The 26,631-nt window shown below is 62.2% G+C and carries 31 protein-coding genes and 1 riboswitch; of the genes, 15 read left to right on the plus strand and 16 right to left on the minus strand.

Translation table 11 applies throughout. The features are described 5' to 3' along the window. The first annotated feature begins 91 nt into the window (after window positions 1-91). Window positions 92-271, plus strand: coding sequence for a hypothetical protein (locus tag N6H05_RS23905; protein WP_284111991.1), 180 nt, complete (start codon window positions 92-94; stop codon window positions 269-271). A 505-nt stretch (window positions 272-776) separates the two neighbouring features. Here the strand turns inward: N6H05_RS23905 and N6H05_RS23910 are convergent. Next, a complete protein-coding gene (locus tag N6H05_RS23910; RefSeq protein ID WP_284111992.1) occupies window positions 777-1,532 on the minus strand; it encodes a hypothetical protein in 756 nt (251 codons plus the stop codon). 68 nt (window positions 1,533-1,600) lie between these two features. Next, the gene (locus N6H05_RS23915; protein WP_284111993.1) at window positions 1,601-3,181 is read right to left on the minus strand and encodes a hypothetical protein; all 1,581 of its coding nucleotides are present in this window, start codon (window positions 3,179-3,181) and stop codon (window positions 1,601-1,603) included. A gap of 894 nt (window positions 3,182-4,075) precedes the next feature. Between N6H05_RS23915 and N6H05_RS23920 the strand changes: the two genes are divergently transcribed. Continuing rightward, a complete protein-coding gene (locus N6H05_RS23920) occupies window positions 4,076-4,816 on the plus strand; it encodes a hypothetical protein (protein ID WP_284111994.1) in 741 nt (246 codons plus the stop codon). A gap of 99 nt (window positions 4,817-4,915) precedes the next feature. Here N6H05_RS23920 and N6H05_RS23925 read toward each other — a convergent pair whose 3' ends face one another. Together N6H05_RS23925 and N6H05_RS23930 are read right to left on the minus strand one after the other, a co-directional pair. Next, the gene (locus N6H05_RS23925; protein WP_284111995.1) at window positions 4,916-5,251 is read right to left on the minus strand and encodes a PDDEXK family nuclease; all 336 of its coding nucleotides are present in this window, start codon (window positions 5,249-5,251) and stop codon (window positions 4,916-4,918) included. Next, complete coding sequence (locus N6H05_RS23930; protein ID WP_284111996.1) at window positions 5,251-5,694, minus strand: lysozyme; 444 nt, start codon at window positions 5,692-5,694, stop codon at window positions 5,251-5,253. Before N6H05_RS23930 ends, N6H05_RS23925 begins: the two co-directional genes overlap by 1 nt. Before the next feature lie 88 nt (window positions 5,695-5,782). Between N6H05_RS23930 and N6H05_RS23935 the strand changes: the two genes are divergently transcribed. The 4 genes from N6H05_RS23935 (at window position 5,783) to N6H05_RS23950 (ending at window position 7,332) form a co-directional block, all read left to right on the plus strand. Next, entirely contained in the window at window positions 5,783-6,451 is a 669-nt protein-coding gene (locus tag N6H05_RS23935) for a hypothetical protein (RefSeq protein ID WP_284111997.1), read from the plus strand. A gap of 10 nt (window positions 6,452-6,461) precedes the next feature. Further along, window positions 6,462-6,629 (plus strand): hypothetical protein, encoded by a 168-nt coding sequence (locus N6H05_RS23940; protein WP_284111998.1) that lies wholly within the window; start codon window positions 6,462-6,464, stop codon window positions 6,627-6,629. Window positions 6,630-6,651: 22 nt separating this feature from the next. After that, window positions 6,652-7,017: a hypothetical protein gene (locus tag N6H05_RS23945; protein ID WP_284111999.1), complete on the plus strand. Its 366-nt coding sequence runs from the start codon at window positions 6,652-6,654 to the stop codon at window positions 7,015-7,017. A gap of 123 nt (window positions 7,018-7,140) precedes the next feature. Continuing rightward, window positions 7,141-7,332: a DUF6771 family protein gene (locus tag N6H05_RS23950; protein WP_284112000.1), complete on the plus strand. Its 192-nt coding sequence runs from the start codon at window positions 7,141-7,143 to the stop codon at window positions 7,330-7,332. Between the two features lie 290 nt (window positions 7,333-7,622). Here the strand turns inward: N6H05_RS23950 and N6H05_RS23955 are convergent, their stop codons facing one another. The 4 genes from N6H05_RS23955 to rsmI all read right to left on the minus strand — a co-directional run bounded on the left by N6H05_RS23955 (window position 7,623) and on the right by rsmI (window position 10,765). After that, window positions 7,623-8,291: a DedA family protein gene (locus N6H05_RS23955; protein WP_284112001.1), complete on the minus strand. Its 669-nt coding sequence runs from the start codon at window positions 8,289-8,291 to the stop codon at window positions 7,623-7,625. A 161-nt stretch (window positions 8,292-8,452) separates the two neighbouring features. After that, window positions 8,453-9,427 (minus strand): glutathione synthase, encoded by a 975-nt coding sequence (gene gshB / locus N6H05_RS23960; protein ID WP_284112003.1) that lies wholly within the window; start codon window positions 9,425-9,427, stop codon window positions 8,453-8,455. Between the two features lie 130 nt (window positions 9,428-9,557). Next, window positions 9,558-9,911, minus strand: a complete 354-nt coding sequence (locus tag N6H05_RS23965) for a YraN family protein (RefSeq protein WP_284112004.1) — start codon at window positions 9,909-9,911, stop codon at window positions 9,558-9,560. Further along, complete coding sequence (gene rsmI, locus N6H05_RS23970; protein ID WP_284112005.1) at window positions 9,908-10,765, minus strand: 16S rRNA (cytidine(1402)-2'-O)-methyltransferase; 858 nt, start codon at window positions 10,763-10,765, stop codon at window positions 9,908-9,910. Before rsmI ends, N6H05_RS23965 begins: the two co-directional genes overlap by 4 nt. 11 nt (window positions 10,766-10,776) lie before the next feature. On the opposite strand from rsmI, the gene N6H05_RS23975 reads away from it, so the two are divergent. Beyond that, on the plus strand, window positions 10,777-11,982 hold the full coding sequence (locus N6H05_RS23975; protein ID WP_416341359.1) for a penicillin-binding protein activator: 1,206 nt from the start codon (window positions 10,777-10,779) through the stop codon (window positions 11,980-11,982). 37 nt (window positions 11,983-12,019) lie between these two features. Here N6H05_RS23975 and N6H05_RS23980 read toward each other — a convergent pair whose 3' ends face one another. Genes N6H05_RS23980 through N6H05_RS23990 form a run of 3 tightly spaced genes read right to left on the minus strand, consistent with a single transcriptional unit; the run spans window position 12,020 to window position 15,622 of the window. Beyond that, window positions 12,020-12,793, minus strand: a complete 774-nt coding sequence (locus N6H05_RS23980) for an ABC transporter ATP-binding protein (protein WP_284112007.1) — start codon at window positions 12,791-12,793, stop codon at window positions 12,020-12,022. Beyond that, a complete protein-coding gene (locus N6H05_RS23985) occupies window positions 12,787-13,791 on the minus strand; it encodes a FecCD family ABC transporter permease (RefSeq protein ID WP_284112008.1) in 1,005 nt (334 codons plus the stop codon). The genes N6H05_RS23980 and N6H05_RS23985 overlap by 7 nt, the downstream gene beginning before the upstream one ends. Beyond that, the gene (locus N6H05_RS23990; RefSeq protein ID WP_284112009.1) at window positions 13,778-15,622 is read right to left on the minus strand and encodes a TonB-dependent receptor plug domain-containing protein; all 1,845 of its coding nucleotides are present in this window, start codon (window positions 15,620-15,622) and stop codon (window positions 13,778-13,780) included. Before N6H05_RS23990 ends, N6H05_RS23985 begins: the two co-directional genes overlap by 14 nt. Window positions 15,623-15,793: 171 nt before the next feature. Continuing rightward, a riboswitch (cobalamin riboswitch) is annotated at window positions 15,794-16,037 on the minus strand. A 139-nt stretch (window positions 16,038-16,176) separates the two neighbouring features. On the opposite strand from N6H05_RS23990, the gene N6H05_RS23995 reads away from it, so the two are divergent. The 6 genes from N6H05_RS23995 (at window position 16,177) to ispZ (ending at window position 21,733) form a co-directional block, all read left to right on the plus strand. Continuing rightward, complete coding sequence (locus N6H05_RS23995) at window positions 16,177-17,166, plus strand: threonine ammonia-lyase (protein ID WP_284112010.1); 990 nt, start codon at window positions 16,177-16,179, stop codon at window positions 17,164-17,166. 74 nt (window positions 17,167-17,240) lie between these two features. Further along, entirely contained in the window at window positions 17,241-17,855 is a 615-nt protein-coding gene (locus tag N6H05_RS24000) for an energy transducer TonB (RefSeq protein WP_284112011.1), read from the plus strand. A 59-nt stretch (window positions 17,856-17,914) separates the two neighbouring features. Further along, window positions 17,915-18,727 (plus strand): diaminopimelate epimerase, encoded by an 813-nt coding sequence (gene dapF, locus N6H05_RS24005; protein ID WP_284112012.1) that lies wholly within the window; start codon window positions 17,915-17,917, stop codon window positions 18,725-18,727. Between the two features lie 102 nt (window positions 18,728-18,829). After that, entirely contained in the window at window positions 18,830-20,152 is a 1,323-nt protein-coding gene (gene mtaB / locus N6H05_RS24010; RefSeq protein ID WP_284112013.1) for a tRNA (N(6)-L-threonylcarbamoyladenosine(37)-C(2))-methylthiotransferase MtaB, read from the plus strand. Then, on the plus strand, window positions 20,152-21,090 hold the full coding sequence (ftsY, locus tag N6H05_RS24015) for a signal recognition particle-docking protein FtsY (protein ID WP_284112014.1): 939 nt from the start codon (window positions 20,152-20,154) through the stop codon (window positions 21,088-21,090). The genes mtaB and ftsY overlap by 1 nt, the downstream gene beginning before the upstream one ends. Continuing rightward, window positions 21,080-21,733, plus strand: coding sequence for a septation protein IspZ (gene ispZ / locus N6H05_RS24020; RefSeq protein ID WP_004210432.1), 654 nt, complete (start codon window positions 21,080-21,082; stop codon window positions 21,731-21,733). Before ftsY ends, ispZ begins: the two co-directional genes overlap by 11 nt. Window positions 21,734-21,754: 21 nt before the next feature. On the opposite strand, the gene rnk is transcribed toward ispZ, so the two are convergent. Then, the gene (rnk, locus tag N6H05_RS24025; protein WP_037516172.1) at window positions 21,755-22,165 is read right to left on the minus strand and encodes a nucleoside diphosphate kinase regulator; all 411 of its coding nucleotides are present in this window, start codon (window positions 22,163-22,165) and stop codon (window positions 21,755-21,757) included. Window positions 22,166-22,585: 420 nt separating this feature from the next. On the opposite strand from rnk, the gene N6H05_RS24030 reads away from it, so the two are divergent. Then, entirely contained in the window at window positions 22,586-23,200 is a 615-nt protein-coding gene (locus tag N6H05_RS24030) for a superoxide dismutase (protein WP_099233746.1), read from the plus strand. 169 nt (window positions 23,201-23,369) lie between these two features. Beyond that, window positions 23,370-23,816: a hemerythrin domain-containing protein gene (locus N6H05_RS24035; RefSeq protein ID WP_284112015.1), complete on the plus strand. Its 447-nt coding sequence runs from the start codon at window positions 23,370-23,372 to the stop codon at window positions 23,814-23,816. A gap of 7 nt (window positions 23,817-23,823) precedes the next feature. On the opposite strand, the gene N6H05_RS24040 is transcribed toward N6H05_RS24035, so the two are convergent. From N6H05_RS24040 to N6H05_RS24055, 4 genes are all read right to left on the minus strand, one after another. Next, on the minus strand, window positions 23,824-25,353 hold the full coding sequence (locus tag N6H05_RS24040; protein WP_284112017.1) for a methyl-accepting chemotaxis protein: 1,530 nt from the start codon (window positions 25,351-25,353) through the stop codon (window positions 23,824-23,826). Next, window positions 25,353-25,673: a hypothetical protein gene (locus N6H05_RS24045; protein WP_284112018.1), complete on the minus strand. Its 321-nt coding sequence runs from the start codon at window positions 25,671-25,673 to the stop codon at window positions 25,353-25,355. The genes N6H05_RS24040 and N6H05_RS24045 overlap by 1 nt, the downstream gene beginning before the upstream one ends. Before the next feature lie 70 nt (window positions 25,674-25,743). Beyond that, window positions 25,744-26,094, minus strand: coding sequence for a (2Fe-2S) ferredoxin domain-containing protein (locus tag N6H05_RS24050; RefSeq protein ID WP_284114305.1), 351 nt, complete (start codon window positions 26,092-26,094; stop codon window positions 25,744-25,746). Beyond that, window positions 26,067-26,615, minus strand: coding sequence for a J domain-containing protein (locus tag N6H05_RS24055; protein WP_004210421.1), 549 nt, complete (start codon window positions 26,613-26,615; stop codon window positions 26,067-26,069). The genes N6H05_RS24050 and N6H05_RS24055 overlap by 28 nt, the downstream gene beginning before the upstream one ends. Window positions 26,616-26,631: the final 16 nt, after the last annotated feature.

The following is a 26,631-nucleotide window of genomic DNA, read 5'->3' on the forward strand; positions in this document are numbered from 1 at the left end:
AAGTTGCCGGGGGTTCATTCTCCCGGCACTACCATCAGTATCTGCCGACCATTCCTCTAAATACGAAATACCATTTGGAGGTCGCCAGACTATGAAGATCAAACTCACTTCCGTTATCGACAGGGTAGCTACCGTTGTCGCCAAGAACAAGGTAGTCGCTGCTGCCGTTGTATCCCTCTTCGCCATCATGGGCGTTGTGTCTCAAGAAGACGCCAGCACATGGACTAACGTCGTAACAGCGGTTGCGACCGTAGTCAGTCAGGTGCTCTGATGATCCATCATCTGGAAGATGCTCGAAACATCGGAGACATTCTGTCTGGGCTGCTTGCCGCTGGAACTCTAGCCCAACTCCTGCCCCAGATCGCTGCCGTGCTATCAATCGGCTGGACACTCATCCGCCTCGCGGAATGGATTAGGTCGAAGATCAGGAAGCGACGTGTCGATCCACTCGATCTGTAAAGATATTGAAACTGACGGACCCACGCACTATATACGCGCCATCAGTTTCAAGGCTCCTCTGCGGGGGACCGGCTGGCGCATGGAGTGTTTGGATTATTGAAGTCGTAGGTCATAGCATTCTCCACCACATAATTGAAAAATGTCTACACAGCATTTTTAACGGAAAGGGAGAATGATTATGAAGAAGACTAAGATGATGACATTATTGAACCGTATGAAGCCTACTAAGCGTGGGTTGTGTTTGTCGATTATATCTGGCGTAGCCGTCACCATAGAAAAGCCCCGCTAACCAAACCAGCGGGGCTTTCTCATATCCACTAAACCGCAGGCAATTCACCGTTCTTAGTTGCGCGTATATACTCGGCAGCTTCTTCCGGCGCAGTCGGCGAGGCATCCATTAGACCAGACTTTAACATGATGCTGATCGCCGTGCCAACCCATGTCTTTTCTTCGTCGCTTATCCCTGCCCCGTAAACGCTCTCAAATAGCACATCAGCTTGTCGCGCTACCAAAGTGATATAGTGAACGTGCTGGGCATATAGAAACAGTGCCAAATCCTTATTGTATATTGGCATGATGTTCGCGCCTACAGTTTCGCCAACCTGCCCTGTCACTAGGTTCTTGGCTATCTCATGGCGGGACACATGACATATCTCATTCAGCCTTCCGTAGACAGGGCCGAAACCAGCGGTCGGCCCTGTCTTTGATATTCTGGGAGTTACACCTTCTTTCCGGGTGCCGTTATTGTATTCGTCAATCCCTGCGATGGTTTCTAGTTCCTGCTTCAAAAGCGCTGCCGCCTGAGAATACATACCCTCCGATATGGCGGTCTCGCATACTTCGATGCCGATTAGAAACTGAGCAATCAAACAAATCTGCCCTTCGACATGCTGCTCCGGCTTATCAATCCGTTTCGCACTGTGGCGCTGTATCATCTTCACCAACGCGCTGAACGCTAACTCATGTGCGCCAATCAAATCACCAGCGTCTTTCTTCCACTGCTTTCGAGCGTGATCCCTGCTCGCCATAAGGTCAGATAGGTAGTGAATTGCTGGGGAGTAGTCTTCGCTCATACCATTAATGCCTCTGTCATTGCCTTCTTTTACTTCGATACAGTCAATGCTTGCGGTTCAGACATATCTCAACCGTGTCGTAGGCTCAGGCGCGCTCTGCGCTCTTCTGCTGCAATATGCGCCTTATGGGCTTCAACGCCAAGATCATGCTCGATTATTGCTTTCTTGACTGCAACCGGACGCCAAGCACCTATATGTTCGCAATCCAACGTGATGTGACTGCTTAGTCTGGACCATTCCATAATGATCTCGTCCATGACCCTCGCAGGCACCTTTGCGGCGGTAATGAATGCGTCGTGGATACGGGCTTTCACTCGGATATTGTTTGCTGCCAAAATCTCGATTGCAACGTCCATCAGGTACGTCTCATTCTGCTGATATGTGTACGCCAGTAGCAGGACATTGCTCACTTTGCCGTTGGAGCCGTTCTGCTCTCTCACTACTTGTGCGACAGATTCAAAGTCGGACCCGGCTTTCACTAGGTCGAGGATTTCAGCTTCAATGCTGGACTGCTCGCTCAGAAAGCCTTCAACCCATGGGTCATTCAAGAACTTCTCGCGCACGACCGGGCTTTTCAGAATGTCGGTCAGCGCAGTGCCCTTCTGCGTCGTGCCGTCAAACCAGATGCCTGCGTTCGTCTTTGCGCCAAAGCCGATAGCGGTCAGGGCTTGCTTGATGCGATCAATCGCATGATCGCGGGTCACGCCGAAGCCGTCGAAACAATGCTCCGCTAGGCGCTTACGGATCGCTTGCTTGTCCGTCAGATACTCACGGGTGTAAGTGCCAACGCGCGAACCAACCAGATTGTTTTCACCGCCATAGATGCTGTTGAGCAGGGCCAGCTTTACCGCATAGACTGCTGCATTCATATCATACTGGTAATGCTCGCCAATGACCGCGCTGCGAACCTGCTTGGTCACATTCTGGATATTCAAGCCCTTGTAATAGATGCGACCGAATGGGCTTGGGCTTGGCTCCATAGGTAGGAACGCATAATTGTGAACCGCTTCTGTGTGTTCACCGACTTTGTAGATCAATTGCGCCTGATAAAGAGACTGCTTCAATTTAGCCTGTAGCGCAGTTTGCTCGCCGGTTGTGCGGCTAATCTCAAACTCGGTGTTCTCGATGTAGTTCTTGAGATTTTCCATGTCGATTTCGAGGCGTTCATACTTTGGATCAGATGCGTCATCATCGTCATATAGTTCAATGAATACATTCTTTGGAGCGCGTTCGTTCAAGAGCATGTTAATAAGCCTCTCGTTGACAATCTGGACTTTTGAGTTTTTCTCGAATGGGTTATCTGCAATCGTTAAGTTGCTGCCCTTGGTGATGACGAAGAATAGCTGATACACTTCACGGAAGGCATTCCAGACTGAAATGCGTTCGTTCTTGTGTTGGAAGTGTCCGCAAGCATCATACATGCCCGACGTCGAAATGTGAGTGAATGCACCATCCGTGAGATAAGGAAGGCTCTTCCAAAGGGAAGCTGTTACAACATCGAGATATTTGCGGAAATACTTGTTCGCGTTCTGAGCGGTCAGATCAGGAAAGCGATCTTTGAAAGCCTTTGGAACCTCAATCGAGGTGGCGACCGTGTTAAGGCGCTGCTGCGCTTTGATTTCTTCTTGGGTGTAATAGCTCTTGGCCATTTTTGATAACCTCATAAAAAAGTCCACTGTGTGGACCGTCAAGACACACAGTGGACAAAGACTTCTTTATGAGCAAAGCGAAGCAGACCACTGCCGAAGGTGGCAGTTTTGACGGTCTGCTTCCTTCATTTCTATTTATCTAATACTGTTCTAACAGGGCCGATAAGGAACTGTCATTATTCGTGTGATGCTTCCAATCATATTTCCTAGCACGCTGCGACTGCTCTAATTGCAAACCGTTAAAAATGTCGCAGTGCGCTAGAGCAATGTCGCAGTATGCTAGGAATGATGTCGCAGTATGCTAGGAAACCGCAGAAAACTGCGGTTTTTCATGTCGCAGTATGCTAGAAACCCAAATGTCGCAGTGCTATAATAGAGAGAAAGAGAAGGAACTTAGGAAGGGATCGGGATGGGTTGGTCGTTAGGTCAGGTGAGTTATGTTGCTTCCCTGTTCGACCTGACCTCACTTCTCGTGGGACGCGCTTTTCGCGCTGCGCGGTGAATATCTAACCCGCGATTTTAACGAGATTTTTACGAAGCAATCGCTACGCCGGGATCGTCAGGGGCAACCCTGATGGCTCTTTGAAATCGACATATTACCTGATGTGTGACGATCCGTTGTTTCCAGTTGCAGTCCAGCGATGGATTAGCAGCAACACTCAAGACGCAAGTCTATAGGGCAGAAGTGCCTTCTGTAGTGGAGCCGTCGAACAGGCGTGAAGCAGACGCAAGTCTGTAGATCGACACTAGTCCTGTCGGGGTGAATGGGGCCGAGTAGGAAGCCAGACTTAAAATCTGGAAGAGCCGCGAAGCATTCAACTCAATTCATCAACTCAACGGTGGAAGCTGAGAAACTCTCGAAGCCTCACCAAATCACACAGAAAGGTCATTGTTATGTCGAATGAAATGGATGTTGTTGCAGTTCGCGCTCTGGTTGCCACTTTTGAAAAGGACTTCAATGTCCCGATCAAGGCAGCAATTGAGGGCATCGACGGTGATATTGAGAAACTGAACGAGCAAATCGCCACCTTGCAGGCCAAGTCGCGGGATCAAACCTACAACAAGGTCGCTGCACTGGTGACGCTTGCTCAGGCTCTCAACATCAGCAATCCGAGTGCCGGATATAATGCCTTTCTCGCTGAGCGAGGCATTGTTGCACCCGACATGACGAAAGCTGGTGCGAACCCTTATCCGAAGTTCATCAAGGCCGTCTTTTCGGTTCAGGTGGGTTCGGTGTGGTCGTTCACTGACCGCAGCGTTGAGAAGCACGCAAATCATGTTCGCTTTCTGGTGAACGCGATGCGCGCCGGAACTCTTACGGGTTCTGTTCAGGACTTCATTCGCGATTTTAAGCACGCTACCCACGGCAATATGCTGGACGGTATCGAGGCCAACGATCGCTTTGATAACAAGACTGATGCTCAGGAAAAGCGGATCGAAACCGTGCGTGAGCGCGGTCGCAATGCTGATCCGGTTGTTACCTTCGACAGCCCTCTGGGCTATGAAGATGGCAGCGTCGTTTCGTTGTGGGGTCGTGTTGTCGGCGGTAATCTGGAAATCATGTTCGTGGAGTCGGCTAACGATGACAAGGACAGCCTGTATTACAAGCTGGGCAAGACGATCAAAGCTGCATAATCCTAAAAGAGCAAAACCCCCGGAGCCATAAACTCCGGGGGTTTCTTCGTATGAACTACAAGACTTGAGCAGCCCTACTTGAGCATCCGTTCGTTCCGACTATTTACCTGTTGGACCCTGCTTCCATGCGATGCCGTGCTTCTCGCACCAATCCGAATAGCTCGTCTTGCTGCCCTTGCTGATCTTCATGCTCGGCTTCTGAAACCATATCTCAATCGAATAGTCCGGGTTCTGCGCTTTGACCGCCAGGATTTTACGGCGATCAGCAGCATCGAAAAGTCCCTTCGCTTCGATGATGCGCTTGTTCGCTACATCGACAAAATCGGGCAAATATGAGCATTCCAGAACATAGGTGAGCTTGACCGGCTCATAGGCATATTCAGGCCCGATTTGAGCAGCGCAGCGCGCTTCATATCCATTACGATAACCGGACATTATGGCTTCACGAAAAGTGAGGCTTCAGCCGCACGGCGCTTCGTCAGGCCGTTGAGGACTTTGCCACCGGCTTTGTTCCATCGGGCAAACTGACCAGCAGCACCGGCATAATTGCCCGAATTGAGCATTTTCAACAGCGTCGATGATCCCAAAGCGCCAACACCGACATTGAATGCGAAACAGACTAGCGCGCCAAGCTGGTTTGCCGTGACCGGCACCTTTACGAGCGCACGGACTTTCTCCTCATAGGCGTCATATTCCTTGAGCAGAACCGCGTCTGCTTCTGCCTGCGTGATCTTTTGACCAAGCTGGACTTTCTTGCCGTTCCAAGTGGTGAACCCCCAGCCGATTGTCGGCACCTTTGCGGGGCAGAGATATGCTGAGAGTTTGCAGCCCTCAAACTGACGAATTAGGCCAAGGCCATTACGGGATGATTGGGTCATCCCGTACTTATCAGAACTCGCTTATGAGCGCGTTTTGGTCACTTCTCACTAAATAGGTGTGGAAGATAACACATCGGAGAGAGAAGCGATGATTGATCCCATACTGAAATTAACACTCTTCAAAATGCGAACTAAGAAAGCATTGAAGAAACTCAGCTACACTGCCTCGGTTTATGGCCTAGCAGCAGACGAGAAGATGGAAGACGCTCTACGCGATCTTTTGCAGCACTGCCGCGATGAGAAGGATGAATTCTACTGGTCATTTGCGAGCTATGCTCGCAATCACACTAAGTCGGACATTCTGGAAATCACAGCGGTCCCTTTGGAAGTCCCATACAGCCTCGCAAGCGAGATTGCAGAAGCGCAAGAGACTTTCCCACACATTCATTACGTCATCCATTCGCAGGATGAGATTAACAGCAAGCGACCACAGGAACGCCTAGTCGTCCTAACTCCACTCGCTAAGCCAATCACCTGCCCGAAGGAATACACTCGAATTGCATCGCTACTAAGTGAGCAGCTTGGAGTAGGCCAACATAGCAAAGGTGACTTTTCCGCTACATTCTTGTTCGCTCCCTTCTTGCAGGTATGCAGTATGCCGAAGGTCGTTCTGCATGATGCGGACAGGACGTTTCTCGATCCAGATACCTACTTGGAAGAAAACAAAGGCGTCTGGACCAATGCGAGGCTGATGCAAGAAGGCGCAGCAGAACAACCGAAATTGAAGGCCGATGAAACTGGCCTCTTCATGTTCTAAGGGGGAGAAGATGACAAAGGTAGAAAGCACACCGATTGCACCGGAAGAAGTGCAAGAAAAAATGCGTGATGACATTAAGGCGCTGTTGAGCAACGACATTCACTGTCCGATTGCTCGCGCTATTGAAAAGGCTCTGGCTGACATTGATCTAGCTATTGCAGCCCACAAGCCGAAATAACTGAACAAAGGAGAACATAAGAATGGCAGACAATGCTATCGACAAACTATTTGAGAAAATGCGCGCTACGGCTGAGGAACTGATTGCCATTCAGGACGAGGAAGAGGCTTTGCAAGAGCAGTTTCGCGATCTGAGGAAACGCCATGTTGCAGCGATCAAGCATCGCGACGTTCTGGAATTGACCCTGAAAAAGCATATTCATGAGAAGATGCCACTCGTTCAGGCCAAGATGGTCGCCCACGAGGAAATCGAAAAGGGCCGCTCGCAACAATCCCTGATCGCATACAGCAGCGCAGCGGCCAATGCAGCAGGCTCAGCATCACAGGCTATGGCTATCGCGTCCATTGCAGCCTCGTCGGCTTCGCAGGCGGTAAGCATTAGGCGATAAATAGACGACCTCGCGAAAGGGCATCAGTTAAGTTGCAAAACCCGGTGGTCGAAAGACTGCCGGGTTTTCTGTTGGTCGCAAGCCTCTTGCCTATGTTCCCGTTATGTTCCTATGATCGTTCTCATGAACCAGCCCGATTCCTTGTGGCTCGCGCAGAGCCTTCTTCACGCGCCCGGTTGGGCGAGAGTAGCACTGACAGCGCCGAATGAGCGCCTGCGAGAGAATGCAGCGTTGGAACTGGCGCAGAGCATATTAGCGGCTTGGGACAAGCAACAGCCGATCCCTGATGCTCGTCAGATGACCTTCACGCTCTAAGTGGGCGCTAACCCGACGCTGCGAAATCTAGGCGACTACACCCGGCGCGGCGCAAATCTCTTCATCATCTGTAACTGCGGACATTCAGGAGTTGTCGATGCGGAAAAGCTCAACCGGTATTTCCTCGCACATTGCTGGAACACCGCAATGGAAACAGTCGGAGCGCATTTGCGCTGCTCGCGCTGTCGGGGCCATCCTAACCGATTTGCTCCCACGCCTCGCAGACCGGATCGCCCCGACTGGATGAATGACGAAGCGCAGTGGACACGTCTGGTCCGAAGGCTCAGGGGTTAGCGTTCAGCGCGTGGCTTCCATGTGGCCAGCCGATACAAATAGAACACCACGGCAGCGACCACGCAGGCGGTAGTGATCGGACCTAACCATTTGTCGATTTCGCCGCTGAACCTCCGTCCGAGGAAATAGCCGCCATACGCTAACACCACGTTCCAGATAAAAGACCCGGCGGTCGTGAACAGCAAAAATCGCCCGTGCGTATTGAGGAAATGGAGCGCCCTTCTTTTTACATCCGTGCGGGCTTGGAAGCGCACATGGCCCATGCGGAACAGGCCAGCGGGCAGCGAGATCATCGTGCGAAAGGCCGGCATGAAGCGGAAGACGAAAACGACGATCTGGCCATATTTGCCGAACAATCGGTCCAGCGCCTCGACATCGCGCCATTCCAGCGTCGCCCAGCGGCCGAAGCGGTCGACCAGCGGTTTGAGCCGACCGAAGCCCAATATATGGCCGACCAGATACCAGAAATAATTGCCGATGGTGGTGCCCAGCGTGCCCGCCAGCAGCAGCCATTCCATCGCCATCCGCCCCTGGCCGACGCGGATGCCGCCAATCCCCATGATCAGTTCGGACGGGATCGGCGGAAAGACATTTTCGAGGATCATCAGCAAGAAGATCCCCCAATAGCCTCCCGCATCGATCAGCCGCAGCACCCAGTCGGTCATGACCGAAATCCGTAGACGCCCGAACGTCCACCCTCCGTTCGCCCTGAGCTTGTCGAAGGGCTCGGCCGACCGAAGGGAGGCACTCCGCTCCGCTCAGCAGAGGGCTTCGACAAGCTCAGCCCGAACGAGTTTCGTTGAATCAAGCCCAAGCTGCTGAAGCCTTACGCCGCGGCCCGTGCCGCCAGGCGCGCGTCGATCGCGTCCCAGATCATGCCGCCGGTGTCGGTGCCGTCGAACGCGTCGATCGACACGATGCCGGTCGGCGACGTCACGTTGATCTCGGTCAGCCATTCGCCGCCGATCACGTCGATGCCGACGAACAACAGGCCGCGGCGCTTCAATTCCGGCCCCATCGCCTCGCAGATTTCGCGCTCCCGATCAGTCAGCACGGTCTTGGCCGCCGATCCGCCGACCGCCAGGTTGGACCGGATCTCGCCCGCGCCCGGAATGCGGTTGACCGCGCCCGCGACCTCGCCATCGACCAGCACGATGCGCTTGTCGCCCTGCGCGACGCCGGGGATGAAGGCCTGAACCATGAAGGGTTCGACCCACGAAGCCTTGAACAGTTCCACCAGCGACGACAGGTTCGCGCCATTGCTGCCGACATGGAATACCGCGACGCCGCCATTGCCATAGAGCGGCTTCACCACGATCTCGCCATGCTCGGCCAGGAAGCTCTTCACCTCGGCCAGGTCGCGGGTGATCATCGTCGGCGGCATGAAGCGGGCATAATCGAGCACGAACAGCTTTTCCGGCGCATTGCGGACGCTGGCGGGGTCGTTCACCACCAAAGTCTCTTCCTGCACCCGCTCCAGCAAATGGGTGGCGGTGATGTAGCTCAGGTCAAAGGGCGGGTCTTGCCGCATCCACACGACATCGACGTCGCGGCCCAGATCCAGCATCTCCGGCTCGCCCAGCGCATAATGATCGCCCTCGACCTTCTGCACCTTCACCGGCCGCGCCTTGGCCAGCACCCGGCCGTCGCGATAGGTGAGGTCGGGCGCCTGATAATGATAGAGCTTATGCCCCCGCGCCTGCGCCGCCAGCATGATGTGGAAGCTCGAATCGCCGGCGATCCTGATCCCCTCCATCGGGTCCATCTGCATGGCGACGGTCAGGGGGTTGAGTTCGGTCATCTTCATTCCTTTTACCGTTCGCCCTGAGCGAAGTCGAAGGGCTCCGCCGAGCGTTAGCGAGGTGACTTGCCTTCGCTGGCGCTCAGGCGTGGGCTTCGACTTCGCTCAGCCCGAACGGAATGGAGAGCCTTCACCCCCCATGCCAGACATTGGCCAGATGGCGTGGCGGGCGGCCCGGCGCAAGGAGGATGACGTCAATTCGCATGTCGTCTCCGGGCCTTGCCAGTTGATGCCATAATATTTCGGCGCTCGCCGCCACCCGCGCCAGCCGGCGCTGGTCGATCGCGATGTCCAGTTCGGCGTCGGTGGCGCGGCTCTTCACCTCGACAAAGGCCAGCATCGCGCCCTTGCGCGCGACCAGGTCGACCTCGCCCGCGGGCGTGCGCAGGCGCTGGCCGACAATCTGCCACCCCTTGAGGCGCAGCCACCAGGCGGCGATGCGTTCGGCCTGCCGGCCGCGCTTCTCCGCCTGCTGGCGGTTCACGCCTCGCGTTCCCCTTTCAGCTCGTTCGCCCGATCATAGAGCGTCCGCCGGTCGAGCCCCAGTTTCTTGGCGACCTCGCCCGCCGCCTTCGACACCGGCAACCGTGTCAGCGCCTCCAGCAGCGCCGCATCGGCATCCTCGGCGCTGGCCGGCGGCGCCTCGCCGGGCGGGCCGACGATGACGACGATCTCGCCCTTGGGCGGGGCATCGGCATAGCGGGCGGACAGTTCGCTCAGCGTGCCGGTCGCCGTCTCCTCGAACGTCTTGCTGATCTCGCGGCTGACCGCCGCCTCGCGATCGCCCAGTGCCGCCGCCATCGCCGCCAGACTGTCCGACAGGCGCGGCCCGCTTTCGTAGAAGACCAGGGTCGCACGCAACGCCACCACTTCGGCCAGCACGTCGCCGCGCGCCTTCGCCTTGTTCGGCAGGAAGCCCATGAACAGGAACCGATCGGTCGGCAGGCCTGAGAGCGTCAGCGCCGCGATCGCCGCGCTCGGCCCCGGCAGGGTCGTGATCTTGCGCCCGGCCGCCCGCGCGTCGCGCACCAGCTTGTAGCCCGGATCGGAAATCAGCGGCGTCCCCGCATCCGACAGCAGCGCCACCGATTCGCTCGCCATCCGCTCGATCAGCCGCTGCCGCACATTTTCCGCGCTATGGTCATGATAGGGAATCATCGGCCGATCCGATCCCGCATGGCGCAGCAGCCTTGCGCTGACCCGTGTATCTTCCACGGCGACCACGTCAGCCAACCGCAGGACTTCCGCCGCGCGCGGCGTAAGGTCTCCAAGGTTGCCGATCGGCCCCGCCACGATGTAAAGCCCGGGCTCAAGCCCGGATGCCAATATAGTTTCCATAAGGATCCCAGATGACAGAGACGGATGCCCCCCGGCAAGCGAACATGTTCGCGGCGATGAAGCGCAGCGCGCGATTGCTGTTCGTTGCCAGCACCATCATGCTGGCCGCCTGTCAGTCGATCGTGCCCAAGGGCCCCGGCCCCGCCCAACCCACCGGCCCCGCCAAGCCGACCGGCCCGGAAGTGACCCAGGGCCTGCCGACCGACACTGCGCGCCACCGCGTCGCGCTACTGGTGCCGACCAGCGGCCCCAATGCCGGGGTCGGCCAGTCGATCGCCAACGCCACCACCCTGGCGCTGATGGACATCAAGACCGACAAGGTCCGCATCACCACCTATGACACTGCCACGGGCGCGGCAGCCGCCGCCAACCGGGCGCTGGCCGACGGCAATCGCCTGATCCTGGGTCCGCTGCTGGCCGATGACGCCCGCATCGTCGGGCCGATCGCGGCCAAGGCCAATGTCCCGGTCATCAGCTTCTCCAACGACACCAGCGTCGCGGGCAGCAACATCTTCCTGATGGGCTATACCCCCAACCAGTCGATCGAGCGGGTGATCGGCTTCGCCCGCGAAAAGGGCCTGTCCAATTTCGGCGCGCTGGTGCCGCGCGGCACCTATGGCGAGCGCGCCGGCAATGCGCTGCTGCGCGCGGTCGAACAGGCCGGCGGCACGGTCGTGTCGATGCAGACCTTCGATCGCACCCCCGCCTCGATCACCGCTGCGGTCAAGAAGCTGCAGGCCTCGTCCAGCTATGACGCGCTGCTGATCGCCGACAGCGGCCGGGTCGCGCTGCAGGTCGCACCGATCGTGCGCAAGAATGGCGGCGCCAATGCCCGCCTGCTCGGCACCGAAATCTGGAATACCGAAGAATCGCTGGCCGCCAGCCCCGTGCTGCGCGGCGCCTGGTATGCCAGCGTGTCGGACGGCCTTTATCGCCAGCTCGCGACCAAATATCGCACCCGTTACGGCAGCGCGCCCTTCCGTTTGTCCTCGATGGGCTATGACGCAGTGCTGCTGACGGTGCGGATCGCCCAGGACTGGAAGCCGGGTTCGCCCTTCCCCACCGCCCGCCTGCGCGATCCGGGCGGCTTTGCCGGCATCGACGGCGCCTTCCGCTTCAACCGCAACGGCATCGCCGAACGCGCGCTGGAAGTGAGCGAGGTTGGCGCCGGCACGATCAGCGTGGTCGATCCCGCCCCGCGCGGCTTCGGCAACTAAGCAAAGGGGGCCGGAAGGCCCCCTTTTTCGTTACGGATCAGACCCGCGCCGTGGGCACGATCAGTGGCAGGCCATCGCTGACGTCGATCCGCGCCGCAACGCCATAGACGGATGCCAGCCGCTCCGGCGTCAGCACCGCCATCGGCGCCCCGTCCGCCACCAGCGCACCGCCATCCATCAGCAGCAGCCGGTCGCAATAGCGCGCCGCCATAGCGAGGTCGTGCAGCACGGTGACGACCAGCGCCCCGCCCTGCGCCTGCGCCCGGAGCAAGGCCATCACGTCGATCTGGTGGCCGGGGTCGAGCGCGGCGAGCGGCTCGTCGGCGATCAGTGCCGGGGCGCCCACCGCCAGCGCCCGCGCCAGCAGCACCCGCGCCCGCTCGCCGCCCGACAGTTCGGTCGCGATCCGCCCCTTGAAGCCGGTGACATCGGCGCGGACCATGGCATCCTCGATCGCCGCCTCATCGTCGGCGGTCAGGCGCGACAGCGGCCCCAGATGCGGCAACCGCCCCAGCGCCACCAGCCGCTCGACTGCCAGGGGCCAGTGCAAGGTCTGGCCCTGCGGCAGATAGGCGATGGACCGCGCCACCGCCGGGCGCGACAGCCGTTCGACCGGCGCCCCGTCCAGCAGCGCGCGGCCGGCGGCCGGCTTCACCAGCCCCAGCAGCGCCCGCACCAGGGTCGACTTGCCCGCGCCATTGGGGCCGATCACGCCGATCAACTGGCCGGGCGCCATGGTCAGGTCGACGCCGCGCACCGCCAGATGGCGGCCCAGCCGGACGTCCAGTTGCTCGGTCGACAGGGTCACCATAGCCGCCGCTCCCGCATCAGGTGAATGAGGAAGACGGGCACGCCCAGGATCGCGGTCAGCACGCCCAGTTTCAATTCGCTGCTGGTCGGGATGATACGCACGCCGATATCGGCCAGGGTCAGCAGCACCGCGCCGCCCAGCATCGAGGGCAACAGCAGCGCGGACGGCGACCGATCGGTCAGCGGCCGCACCAGATGCGGCACGATCAGGCCGACGAAGCCGATCGATCCGGTCACCGCCACCGCGCCGCCGACGCCGATCGCCACCCCCGCCATCAGCCGCAGCCGCGCCCGCGACAGGTCGACGCCCAGCGCCCGCGCGCCATCCTCGCCCAGGGTCAGCGCGTCGAGCGCACGTCCGTCATAAAGCAGCAGCGCCGCGCCGACCGCGATGCAGGGCAGCGCCAGCAGCAGATGGTCGATGCTGCGATTTTCCAGGCTCCCCATAAGCCAGCTCATGATCTCCATCGCGGCAAAGGGATTGGGCGACAGGTTGAGCGCCAGGCTGATCCCCGCCCCCGCCAGCGTCGCGACGGCGATGCCGGCCAGGATCAGCGTCAACGGGCTTTCCGACGGCCCGGCAAGCAGGAACAGCGCACCGATTGCCGCCAGCGCCGTCACGATCGCCAGCAGCGGCAATGCCATCGGATGGAGTTCGGACAGGCCGAAATAGAGCGCGATCACCGCGCCCAGCGCCGCCGCATTGGATACGCCCAGCACGGCGGGTTCGGCCAGCGGATTGCGCAGATAGCCCTGCAATGCCGCGCCCGACAGGCCCAGCATGGCGCCGACCAGCAGTCCGATCGCCATGCGCGGCAGGCGCAGGTCGATGACGATCGCGCGCGCTACCATGTCGCCACCGCCCGCCAGCACCGCCAGGATGCGGGCCGGCGCGATCGTCACCGATCCCAGCGCGACCGACGCGATGGCCGCGACCAGCAGCAGGGCGATCAGCCCCGGCAGCAACAGAGCATGCCGCCGCCCCTTAGAAGCGGACACGCACGCCGCCATAGGCCGACCGGCCATAGGTGCCATAGCCATAGGCGGTGGCGTAATCCGCATCGAACAGATTGTCGATCCGGCCATAGACTTCCAGATGCGCGCCCACCGGGAAGGACGCGCGCAGACCAGCCAGCGCATAGCCGTCGAGCCGGCGGGTGTTGGCCGTGTCGTCATAGCTGTCGCCGACCATGGTCAGGGTCGCGCCGGTCGACAGGCCGAAGGCCCAGAGATAGTCGGCCGACAGGCTGACCGCATTGGCGGCGCGGCGCGGCAGGCGATTGCCGTCGGTGGCTCCGCCCGACCGGTCGCGCGCATCGACATAGCTGTAGGAGGCCGCCACCGTCAGCGCCTCGACCGGCTTCAGCGTCAGCGTCGCTTCCACGCCCTTGGCGCGGGTCCGGTCCAGATTGCCATAGGTGTAGGTCGCATAGTCATAGTTGATCTGGTTGCGGGTATCGCGCCGGAAGGCGGTCAGCGACAGCACCGCCTTGTCCCCGTCCAGGCTCTGGTCGAAGCCGATATCATAGCTTTTCGAGCGCTCCGGCCGCAGCGCGCTGTTGCCGCTATAAGTGTCGTAGAGCTGATAAAGGGACGGCGCCTTGAACCCCTCGCCATAGGAGAGGCGGATATTGGTCGCGCCGGCGTTCGGCGTGTAATTGGCGTTAGCGCCAAAGGTGGTCGCGCCGCCGAACTGGCTATGATCGTCATGGCGCAAGCCCCCGGTGACGGCGAGGCCGGTGAGCGGCTTCACCACCGCCAGTGCATAGACGCTGTCGATGTTCGCCTTCGCGCTCGCTATGTCGCCAAAGCCGAAATACTCATAGTCCGGCCGCTCATGCTCATAGCCGAAGATCAGCTTGGCCTGATCCACCGGGGCATAGACGCCTTCATATTCGAAGCGCAGATTGGTGCCCGAATAGCCATAGTCCGGGTCGGTGCCGCGCACGAAATAATAGTCGCGATCGTTGCGCAGCCAGGTGACGGCGGCGCGGTTGGTCAGCTTGCCGTCGAGCAGCGCCAGGTTGATCCCGGCATAGCCGACATATTGGTCCAGCTTGCTGACGTCGCTGCTGTCGGCCGGCGCGCCGAAGAAGCTGTCATAGTCGAGATCGGCATGGATATAATAACCGCGCAGGTCGAGGCTCAGAGTGTCGGAAAAGGCGATCTTCAGCTTGGCGTTGGTGGCGATATTCTCATAGCCGTCCTTCTCCACGCCGCCGAAGGACCGGCCGACCGAGGAAATGCCGTCGGTGTTGAAATAGGCGACGCCGACGCCGCCCGACACCGCGCCACGCGTGCCCGACACATCGGCCTTGGCGTTGAGCGTGTCGCTATAGCCATAGTCGGCCGAGGCATTGACCTCGAAACCCTCGCTCGGCGCGCCGGTCATCACATTGACCACGCCGCCGATCGCCTGGCTGCCATAGACCACCGAGTTGGAGCCACGCAGCACTTCGATCCGGCGGATATTGCCGGTCAGCAAATGACCGAAATCATAGCCGTCGCCGATGCCGCTCGGGTCGTTGACCTTGACCCCGTCGATCAGCACCAGCGTCTGGGTCGTCTCCGCGCCGCGCAGCGACACGCCGGTCACGCCGCCGGTGGAGCCGTTGCGGCTGAAGCGGACGCCCGGCGTGGTGGCGAGCAGGTCGACGACATCGACCGCCTGGCGCGTCCTGATCGTGTCGGCATCGATCACCGTGATCGCCTGGCCGACCTCGTCGCGCGGCTGTGCGATGCCCGAAGCGGTGACGACGATATCGTCATCCTGGGCCAGTGCCGGCGTAGCGGCCAGCAATGCGATCAGCGAAATCCCCAACATCTTCATTTTATCGTCCCCCGGCGTCCGTCGATTTGGAACCGGGGCGTCCGCACAAGCGGTCGCTGCATGGGGATCGGGAAGACGCCAGCGCCCCGCCCCACGCACCGATGCGGCCCCGGCCGCCATGGGCGTCGCTCGACGGAAACACCGCGCCATGGCCATCCCCTGGGCCAGGGCAAGAGCGACCAGACGCCGGCAGGTCTCCTGGCTCGCGGGTCAGGGCAGCGATGCGCCAGCCTTCCCGGACTCGTCCGTCCAGTGGCCGGTTCCGGCCCTCCCCTTTTGAAGAGCCTGGGAACCCTGCGCATCGCGCTCACCGCTTACAGTTGCAGGGACAGCCGCGGATTTGGAAGGGCTGCGCCCCCCCCGCACCGCATTCCCGTTTTCAGCCCTTGCGGGCACCGGCGCGATCATGCGCGTCCGGGGCTTTTGACCGCCCCGGCGCGCGGCCCCCATAAGCCAAAGCACAAGCCCTGCCAAGCGGGCCAGGATCGCCCCGGCGGATCGTTGCGCGGCGCCGGCGGGCGGCTATGCAGGGGCCTCTTGCCGGGAGACGCCACATGACCGATTCGCTTGCCATCACTGCCGCCGACGTCGCCGATGCCGCGCGGCTGATCGCGCCGGCGGCGGTCCGCACCCCGCTGATCGAGAATGCCGCACTCAACGATCATTGCGGCCGGCGGGTGCTGGTGAAGTTCGAGGGCGCCCAGCATAGCGGATCGTTCAAGTTCCGCGGCGCCTATAACCGCCTCGCCCGGCTGAACGATGCGGAACGGGCGGCGGGCGTCGTCGCCTGGTCCTCGGGCAATCATGCCCAGGGCGTCGCCTTTGCCGCACGCCTGCTCGGCATACCGGCAACGATCGTGATGCCGGCCGATGCCCCGGCGATCAAGACCGCCAACACGCGTGCGATGGGGGCTGAGGTCGTCCCCTATGACCGCTTCACCCAGAGCCGCGAGGCAATCGCCACCGCCCTTGCCACCGAACGCGGCGCCACCCTCGTCCCCTCCTTCGACGATCCCTTCATCATCGCCGGCCAAGGCACGATCGGCCTCGAAATATTGGAGCAGGCCCAGGCCGCCGGCGCCGACCTCGCACAGATTCTCGTCTGCTGCGGTGGGGGCGGGCTGGTCGCGGGCACGGCCACGGCGGTCAAGGCCGCCCGCCCCGACATCAGCGTCTATGCCGTCGAACCCGCCGGCTTCGACGACACGGCTCGCTCGCTCGCCAGCGGCGTGCGGGAAAGCGTCTCGCCCGACGCACGCAGCATCTGCGATGCGCTGCTGGCGCCCAGCCCCGGCACGCTGACCTTCCCGATCAACCACGCCCTGCTCGCCGGTGGCCTGGTCGTCAGCGACGATCAGGTGCGCGACGCGATGCGCTTCGCCTTCACCACGCTCAAGCTGGTGGTCGAACCAGGCGGCGCAGTGGCCCTCGCCGCCATGCTCGCCGGCCTTGCCCCACCCACCGAAGGCGCCACCGCCCTTGTCATCTCCGGCGCCAATGTCGATCAGACCGCCTATGCAGCGATCATCGGCGGGGGCGCCTGATCCAGACATTGTTTTGTCATCATTTCGCCCTACCGCACCGCCCCTGAAGCAGGAGCCGCGGGGGGATAATAAACATGCTTGGATTGATGTTCGCGGCTGCTCTCGCCAACTCGACTCCGGTCGACACCGGGCGCAGTTGGCTGACGGCTCGTGACTATCCGGCTGATGCCCGAAAGCGGGGCGAGGAAGGCATACTCTGGTTCGTCATCCTTGTTTCGCCGGAAGGTCGGGTCGTGCGTTGCGATATCGTCCAGTCGCAACTGTCATCGGAGCTAAACGACAAGACCTGCTCCCTCGTCACAGCGCGCGCGAAATTCCGACCAGCGACCGACGAAACGGGCGCCCCCGTCTATAGTGAGTGGCAGACCCGTATGGAATGGTTTCTGCCCAGCCAGCGCTGGCCGCCCACGACACAAAGCATCACGATGCCCGTCGACATGGAAATACAGGTCCAAAAGCTTCCCAAGGGTGCGCGCGAAAAAAGCGTCGGCCTCGTCGTTAAGATCGATACTGACGGGCATGTCACCCATTGTCAGGGCATCAAGCCCGACAAGAAGGACGCCAAATTTGTCAACGTCGCTTGCGCCCAGGCCCGCGCTCTTACACTGGAAGGCGGCAAAGATAATGACGGCCGCCCTATCCCCTTCGTCCGCGCCATGCTCGTCGCTTTCCGAGTTCCTGCCCAATAGCCGTACGCACCCACAGCCAAGACTCGCCTTTTCCGCCCCGCCACACTAAATGCGGCGCCATGATGAGCCGCTTTTCCAAGATGCATGGTCTGGGCAATGATTTCGTCGTGATCGACGCGCGCCAGGCGCCAGTCGCGATGACGCAGGCGCGCGCCCGCGCCATTGCCGATCGCCATGCCGGCATCGGCTGCGACCAGTTGATCGTCATCGGCGATGCCGACCCCGGCGACCAGGCCGACGTGTCTATGCTGATCTTCAATTCCGACGGTTCGGAGGTGGAAGCCTGCGGCAATGCCACCCGCTGCGTGCCGCTGTTCGTCGGCAAGGACGTGCTGATCCGCACCAGGGCCGGGCTGCTCGACGCCAAGGGCGTGGCGGGCGGCGCCAGCGTCGACATGGGCGCGCCCCGTTTCGACTGGGACGCGATCCCGCTCGCCTATCCGATGGACACGCTGACGATGTCGGCCAGTTGGGAAGACCTGCCCGCGCCGGCCGCCGTCAATGTCGGCAACCCGCACGTGATCTTCTTCGTCGAGGATCTGGACGCGGTCGATTTCGAGCGCCTCGGCCCGCTGATCGAGCATGATCCGCTCTTCCCCGCCCGCGTGAACGTCAATTTCGCGCAGGTCGTCGGCCCGCAGCATCTGCGCCTGATCGTCTGGGAACGCGGCGCCGGCCTCACCCGTGCCTGCGGTACCGGTGCCTGCGCCACCGCCGTCGCCGCGATCCGCCGCAAGCTGATGGCCGGCCCGGTGACGGTCAGCCTGCCGGGCGGCGACCTGGAGATCGACTGGGCGCCGGGCGGCACGATCCGCATGACCGGCCCCGCCACCCATGTGTTCGACGGCGAGGCGGACTGGGACCGCTTCTGACATGGCCCCCATTCTCATCGTCATTGCGAGCGTAGCGAAGCAATCCACCGCGCTGACGTGGATTGCTTCGCTACGCTCGCAATGACGGGGGGCAAGATATCGATGCCCGGTCCCGACATCATCACCCTGGGCTGCCGGCTCAACATCGCGGAAAGCGAAGCGATCCGGGAGATGGCCGGCGCGCAGGACGATCTGATCGTCGTCAACAGCTGCGCCGTGACGGCCGAGGCCGTGCGCCAGACCCGGCAGGCGATCCGCCGCGCCAGGCGAGACCGCCCCGACGCCCGCATCCTCGTCACCGGCTGCGCCGCCCAGACCGAACCCCAGACCTTCGCCGCCATGGCGGAAGTGGACGGCGTGATCGGCAATCGGGAGAAGCTGGAGGCGGCATCCTATACCCCGTCATCCCAGCGAAGGCTGGGATCTCAGGCCGGATGGAGCGCCCTGTCGCAAAAGACCCCAGCCGTCGCTGGGGTGACGGAAGAAGAAGCAAAGGTCAACGTTTCCGACATCATGGCCGTGCGCGACACCGCGCCGCACATGGCCAGCGCCTTTGCCGAACATGCCCGCGCCTTCCTGGAGGTGCAGAATGGCTGCGACCATCGCTGCACCTTCTGCATCATCCCCTATGGCAGGGGGAACAGCCGCTCCGTCCCCGCCGGCGCGGTAATCGACAAGGCGAAGCAACTGGTCGATGCGGGTTACAGCGAGATCGTGCTGACCGGTGTCGACGTCACCAGTTATGGCCCCGACCTGCCGGGCAGCCCCTCGCTCGGCCAATTGGTCGAACGACTGCTGCGTCATGTCCCGGACCTGCCCCGGCTGCGCCTTTCCTCGATCGACAGTGTCGAGATTGACGAGCGGCTGTTCGACCTCATCGCCCATGAGCCGCGCATGATGCCGCATCTGCATCTCTCGCTACAGGCCGGTGACGACATGATCTTGAAGCGCATGAAGCGCCGCCATGCCCGCGCCGATGCCGTGCGCATCGTCGAGCGGGTGAAGGCCGTCCGCCCCGACATCAGCATCGGCGCCGACATCATCGCCGGCTTCCCGACCGAGGATGACGCCATGTTCGCCAACAGCCTGGCGCTGGTCGCCGATTGCGACATCGTCCATGGCCATATCTTCCCCTATTCGCCGCGCACGGGAACGCCCGCCGCGCGCATGCCCCAGCTGGATCGCGCCACCATCAAGGCGCGCGCCGCTTTGCTGCGCGATGCCTGCGCGGCCCAGCGCGACGCCTGGCTCGCCCGCCTGGTCGGCACCCGCCAATCGGTGCTGGTCGAACGCAACGGCCTGTCGGGCCATGCGGAAAATTTCGCGCCGGTGCGCTTCACCACGCCCCAGCCCCCCTCCACGATCGTCGCGGCCCGCATCAGCGGCCTTGAGAATGGCGCGCTGATCGCGCAAGAGGCGCAATAATGACTGACACCGGCACCAGCTGGCGCGACCGCCTCTTCGGCGGCCTCAAGCGCACATCCGACAAGCTCGGCGAGAATCTGACCGGCCTTTTCACCAAGGCCGCGCTCGACGACCAGACCCTCGACGAGATCGAGGAAGCCCTGATCATTTCCGATCTCGGCCCGGCCATGGCCGGCCGGGTCCGCGATCGCCTGGCCGAAGGGCGCTACAACAAGGAACTGACCGAGGAATATCTGCGCGAGATCATCGCGGAGGAGATCGAGAAGGTGCTGGCCCCGGTCGCCCGCCCGCTCGAGATCGAGGCTTTTCCGCGTCCCCAGGTGATCCTGGTGATCGGCGTCAACGGATCGGGCAAGACCACCACCATCGCCAAGCTCGCCAATAATTTCCTGGAACAGGATTATGGCGTGATGCTGGCGGCGGGCGACACCTTCCGCGCGGCCGCGATCGGCCAATTGAAGGTCTGGGCCGATCGGCTGGGCGTGCCCATCGTCGCCGGCAAGGAAGGCGGCGACGCGGCGGGCATCGTGTTCGACGCGGTCAAGCAGGCGACGGCCACCGGCATCGACGTGCTGATCGTCGACACCGCCGGCCGCCTGCAGAACAAGACCGAACTGATGGACGAGCTGGCCAAGGTGCGCCGCGTGCTCGGCCGATTGAACCCGGCCGCCCCGCACGACGTTGTCCTGGTCCTCGATGCCACCACGGGACAGAATGCGTTGAACCAGATCGAAGTCTTCAAGGAAACCGCACAGGTCACAGGCCTGGTCATGACCAAGCTCGACGGCACCGCGCGCGGCGGCGTGCTGGTTGCGGCAGCGGAGAAATATCGCCTGCCGATCCACGCCATCGGCGTGGGCGAAAAGATCGAGGATCTGCGCCCCTTCGATGCCGGCGACATGGCACGCGCGATCGCGGGGACGGCCTATGCCCGCTGACGCCAAGAAGCCCGCCCATGGCGGCAGCCTCAGCCTCGCGCTCGATTTCGGGCCGCTGCTGGTCTTTTTCCTGAGCTACAAGGGCGCGGGCTGGTTCTGGGGTGCGGGCAATCCGATCACCGCCATGAGCTTTGGCACCGCCGCCTTCATGGCCGCGATCGTCATCGCCGTCATCATCTCCAAGGTGAAACTCGGCCGGGTCTCACCGATGCTGTGGCTCTCGGCGCTGCTGATCCTGTTCTTCGGCGGCCTCACCATCTATTTCCACGACCAGCGCTTCATCCAGTTGAAGCCGACCATCATCTACGCCTTCTTCGCGCTGATGCTGTTCGCCGGGCTGCTGCGCGGCAAGCCGCTGCTCAAATATCTGCTCCAGGCCGCCTATGACGGCCTGACCGAGGAAGGCTGGCGCAAGCTGTCGCGTAACTGGGCCTTGTTCTTCGTCGCCATGGCGGTCGCCAACGAACTCATGCGCCGGTCGATGAGCTTCGACACCTGGCTCGCGGTCAAGGTCTGGGGCGTCACCATCGTGTCGGTCGTCTTCGCCGGCGCCAACATCCCGATGCTGCTGCGCCACGGCCTGACCCTGGACGACGGCCTCGACAGCGACGAGGTGGGTGAAACCACCCCGCCGCAGGGCTGACACGGCGCTGATCCGGGTGGTTCAGGCCTGCGCCTGAACCACCTCGTCTACCATGATGTCGCGCAGATGGCCGTCGCGGTCCGGCCACAATATCGCGTTGCCCGCCCGCATCCCGATCAAGGCGGCTCCGACCGGCGTCAGGATCGATATCCGGCCCAGCGCCACATCGGCATGGCTGGGATAGACCAGCTCCACCCGGCGCGGCGTCCCGCGCGCGCCATCGCGATAGAGGATGGTCGATCCCATTGCCGCGACATCGGCCGGCAGCGCCGCCCGGCTGCACAATTGCGCCCGGCCGACCTCCTCCAGCAACAGCTGGCTGACGTCGGGGAAGCGGTCGCGCGCCGCCCAGGCGAGATCTGAAATCATGTCGGCTTCGGATTCGACAATATGGATCGGCGGCACGGCCGCCCACTTCTGTTGCAGGGTCATGGGAAAACTTCCTGATAGGGGTGCGCGCCCGATCCTCGGGCGCAAAGCGTCAAGAAGGGTGCCCCGGACCTGCCGGCAGCGTGCCTGTCAGGTCCGGGGCGGATGGCCCGCGAGAAGCTGTCCCCCATGATGGCGGAAGCGTGCAAAGATGACCTTGAACGGCATGGTGGCGATCATGTTCGGCACGGCCCCGCCTGTCAAGAAACACCGCCCGCCGCCATGCTGACCCATCCCGTCCAAAGCCCCGCCAACCGCCTGTTTCTGCGATCGTTTCGCAATAGGCACATATTGGTTTTCTTGGGCGTTGGGTGCGCATATGGGAAGCGACGGAGGCGTCCACGCCCCGCATGGACCATATGATAAACCGGCATCGCAACCATCACTGCGAGCCGCCCCATAACGAACCCGAGGAGTTCCGCCATGGCCTTTGTTCTGCCCGATCTTCCCTATGCCAAGGACGCCTTTGGCGACATCCTGTCGGTCGAAACCTTCGACTTCCACCACGGCAAGCATCACAATGCCTATGTCGTGAAGGCCAATGAACTGGTCGCCGCCGACGCAAGCCTGCAGGGCAAGTCGCTGGTCGAGCTGATCAAGTCGTCCAAGGGCGGCCTGTTCAACCAGGTCGGCCAGATCTGGAACCACACCTTCTACTGGAACTCGCTGTCGCCGGTGAAGACCGCCCCGACCGGCGAACTGCTCGCCAAGATCGAGGAAGCCTTCGGTTCGGTCGACGCGCTGATCGAGAAGCTCAAGGCAGAGGCCGTCGGCCACTTCGCCAGCGGCTGGGCCGCGCTGATCCTGAAGGACGGCAAGCTGGAAGTGACCAGCTATCATGACGCCGACACCCCGGTCGCGCATGAAGGCCACGCCCCGCTGCTGATCCTCGATGTGTGGGAACATGCTTACTACATCGACTATCGCAACCTGCGCCCGGCCTATGCCGAAAAGCTGCTGAAGGAAGCGATCAACTGGGACTTCGCGGCCCTCAATCTCGACGGCCAGGGCGCCAGCCGCGCCGACCAGCCGGCCTGATCGCGGGAGGCTCCAATCGGGGCCTGATCCACAGGATCGATGACAGAAAGACCGTCCGGTGCGCAGGCGCCGGGCGGTCTTTTTTTTACAGGCTTTGCGCGCTTTGCCCGCCCTGCGCTCCAATCCCCTCTTAACGCCGGCCGACGCATGATCGCACGGCGCAGGGAGGATGATCGCGATGAACATGGACGAATTGGGCACGCAGCATGAGGAGATCGCCCTGATCGCCGCGCAACTGCGCCAGGCGATCGCTGATCCCGACCAGCCTCGGGCGGTGAGCGCGCTGCGCTGGCAACTGGCGCGCAAGCTGATGGCCCATCTCGCGCTGGAAGACCGCATCCTCTACCCCGCGCTCCAGCGCCAGGGCGACGATCGCATCCGCGCCACCGCCGCGCGCATCCAGGCCGAAATCGGCGCGCTGGCCGAGAGCTTCGCCCGCTACATGGCCGCCTGGACGGACGAGCGGATCACCCGCGACTGGCGCGGCTTCTGCGCCGACAGCGACCGGATATTGGATGCCCTCGGCCGGCGGATCGATCGGGAGGAGCGCATCCTCTATCCGCTGGCACGCTCCCTCGATGACCAGGCAACCGGCCAGATAGCGCGCGCCGGCTGACCGGCGATCAGGCCGCTTCCAGCTGCGCCACGAACAGGTCGGTCGCGCGCTGCAACTCCTGCGCGGTGCGCGACAGGCCAGCCGCCGCGCTCGACACGCGATCGGACAGATTTTCGGTATTGCGCGCGACATCGGCCACGGTCGCCATGCGCTGCGCCATATGATCGGCGTCGCGGGCGGTATCGCGCGCCGACTGGCCGATCGCTGCAGTCGCATCGCGCTGGTCGGCCACCGCACGCTGGATCGCCTGCGCCGCCTGCGCCAGTTCCTCGACGCTCCCGGCGACCTCGGACAGGGCTTCCTGCGCCACCCCGGCGCCCTGCCGCGCGGACGAGGCCAGCGACTGGATTTCGCCGGTCGCACTCGCCGTCTGGTTGGCCAGCTGCTTCACCTCGCCGGCCACCACCGCAAAGCCGCGCCCGACCTCGCCGGCCCGCGCCGCCTCGATCGTGGCATTAAGCGCCAGCAAATTGGTGCGGGCAGCAATCTCGGTGATCGAATCGGCGAAGCTGGTGATCGACGCGGTGCGCCCTTCCATCGCCTGCATCGCCTCATGACCCGCCACCGACACGCGCTGCGCCTCGCCGCCCAGGCTCGCCTGCTGGCTGGCCGCCGCCGCAATCGCGCTGATCGATTCGGACAATTGCTCGATCCGCCGCGCCAGCACCGCCGCGCTGGCCGAGGATTGCCCCGCAGCCGCCATCGTCTCGTCCGTGCCCACGCTCGCGCGGCGCGCCAGATCATGCAGCAAACCGGCCGATTCCTTGAGTTCGCCCGTCGCCGCACTGACCGCGCTCACCACGCCCGCCACCGACTGGCGGAAGGCGCCGACCAGCGCCAGCGTCTCGCTGCGCCGCTCCTGCCCCATCCGTGTCTTTTCGGCGTCTCGTTCGATCCGCAGATGCGCCTCGCGCGCGTCGGACTGGCGCTGGGCATCCATCGCCGATTCCGCCGCATTGCGCCCCGCCTGCGCTTCCCGCGCCAGCCGGGCGGTATCCGCCACATGCGCGTCCTGCGCCAGCAGCAGCGCATGCAATTTGATGCTGAGATAGCCCAGGATCGTGCCCTGCAGCACCACCGCAAAGCCATGGACGATGACCCGGCCAAGCTCCGCCTGCCCCGAAAACACCCAATTGGGCGCGATATAGGTCAGCACCAGATGATGCAGCGCGATCAGCACCGACGCCAGCAGGATCGGCCGCCAGTCGTAGAGCACCGCCAGCGAGGCGAGCGCCACGAAGAAATACATGTGCGCGTCCATCTGCCAGACATGGCCGCTCAGCAGGAACAGGGTGATTGCCGGCTGCACCGCCGCCAGCGTCCCCATTACCAGCCGCACTTCCAGATCGTTGCGACGCCGCATCACCATCCAGGTCGGCAGGATATTGGCCAGCGCCGACAGCAGCATGGCGGGCGCTGCCCGCTCATTGCCGATCATCATGCCGCCGATGCCGATCAGCACGGTCCAGATCAGGCTGCACAGCAACAGGATGCGCAGGCCATGCAGGCGCAGGCTGTCGAGACTGTTGAACGCCATCAGGCCAGTCCTCCTACCGGTTCGCCACAGGCCGCGGCAAAGGCGCGCAGCGGCAATATGCCGCCCCGCAACAAGGGTAGCAGCGCGTCGCGCTGCCCCTCCACCACCATCGATCCGGGCAGGCGTCCGCTCGCCACCAGCCGGGCGCCATGCGCCACCGCATCGGGCACCAGATGCGCGCGCGCACCGGCCGTGATCGGGATCAGCAGGATGCGCCCCTGCGCCGGCGGATTGCCGTAAAGCAGGGCGAGACCGAGAAGGATGATCGCGAGTTGGGCCAGCAGCACCGCACCGCGCGAGGAAGGAAGCCATATCCGCATGGCATCCCCCTAGAAATGTTGGTAAGGATAGGTTTAACAAACGCTCGCGAATTTACGCATTTTGCGTAACTCAGCCCGGATTCTGTGGTTCCGCCTGCACCGGCAGGTCCAGCGCCACCGCCAGTGCGTCCAGATCCGCCCCCGGCCGCACCAGCAGCCAGTCGCGGCTGGCGGCGCCATTGACCACAGTGATCGCGCCCCTGGGACAGACGCCCAGGCAATTCACCTCGATGATGCCCGCCGCCGCCTTGCGCCCCTTCTTCAGCGACAGATGCCGCCGCAGCGCCTTGGCGAGCCGCTCCTCGCCATCCTTGCCAAAGCCGCCGTCCAGCTTCTTCGAGCATTTGCGGCAGACCAGCACGGCATTATGCCAGTTGGACCGGACATGATCCTTCAATCGCTGGCGCCCCGCGGCTTCCAGGTGCGCCGTTCCTCGGCCGCGCGCAGCACCTCATAGGCGGCCTGGATCGTCTGGAACTGCACCGCCGCCTCGGCATCGCCCGGCTTCACGTCGGGATGATATTCCTTGGCCAGGCTGCGCCAGCTCTTGCGCACCGCCTCGAAATCGGCGTCATCCTCCAGCCCCAGCGCCTGCAGCGCGTGCATCTCGTCGCGCGACCGGCTGCCGTCGCCGGGACCGCCCCAGCCATGATGGGCGCTCGACTGATAGCCGCCGGCATCGCGCCGTTCGGTGCGCTCGCGCTCGGCCCGCTCTTCCTCGTCCAGCCCCTGAAAATAGTCCCAGTTGCGGTTATATTCGGCCGCATGCTCGCTGCAGAAATACCAGCGGTCCGGGCTGTTGGGCGATTTGGGCGCGGGGCAGTTACCCGGCTGGTCACAGCCGAAACGGTCGCAGATGCGCACGCGCTGCGCTTCCCGCGTCGCGCCATAGGCACGCCAGCGGGGAAAACCCCAGTCATTGGATCGGCTCTGTCTTGCCATCGGACCAAATTAGGGA

It is taken from the genome of Sphingobium sp. WTD-1 (assembly GCF_030128825.1).
Taxonomy (GTDB): Bacteria; Pseudomonadota; Alphaproteobacteria; order Sphingomonadales; family Sphingomonadaceae; genus Sphingobium.